The 533-nt window shown below is 66.2% G+C and carries 2 protein-coding genes; both read right to left on the bottom strand.

What is annotated here, in order from left to right:
* Positions 1-187 (bottom strand): LLM class flavin-dependent oxidoreductase (locus tag ACFC3J_RS23020; protein ID WP_375198220.1); only part of this gene is annotated, 187 nt, incomplete at its 3' end.
* 12 nt (positions 188-199) lie between these two features.
* A partial coding sequence (locus tag ACFC3J_RS23015) for a limonene-1,2-epoxide hydrolase family protein (RefSeq protein ID WP_375198219.1) occupies positions 200-533 on the bottom strand: 334 nt, incomplete at its 5' end.

Raw genomic sequence — 533 nt, 5'->3', positions numbered from 1 at the left:
TGCCGGTCCCCAGCTTGATGCGCTGCGTGGCCGGCGCGACGGCGGCCAGCGTCGTAAAGGGCGCGCCGAAAATCTGGGGCGCCCACACCCCTTCCACGCCCGCCGCTTCGTAGCTCTGCGCCAGCGCCGACAGATCGGCGCCCGGCATCGGGACGATCTGCGCCCAGACAGCCTTGCGATCGGTCATCCCCATCCCCCTCTAAAAGCCGCTTGTGTCGAAATAGTCGCGCCTGGCGACGATATGGGGGCCGTCCATTTCCAGCGCGCCCATCAGCCGCAGCAAAAGCATTTCCTGCCCGTCCGGTCCGTAGAAAATATCGCTGCGCTCGGTCAGGACCACATTGCCGGCGGCCGCCGCATGATGGACGACGACCGCGCAGCGTTCGAAAGGAATCCGGCCCAGAAAGCCCTCGACGAACTGCCGCGCCTGATCGATCCCGACAGTCGTCGCCGCGCCGACATTTTCCCAACGGGTATCCGCCGTAAACCAGCGCTCCATGGCGGACAGCATGTCGTCGCGCGAGCCGCTGCTT

This window comes from Sphingobium sp., from assembly GCF_041987595.1.
Taxonomy (GTDB): Bacteria; Pseudomonadota; Alphaproteobacteria; order Sphingomonadales; family Sphingomonadaceae; genus Sphingobium.
The sequence above is the reverse complement of the archived record's forward strand: the minus strand, read 5'-3'. Positions and strand labels throughout refer to the sequence as shown.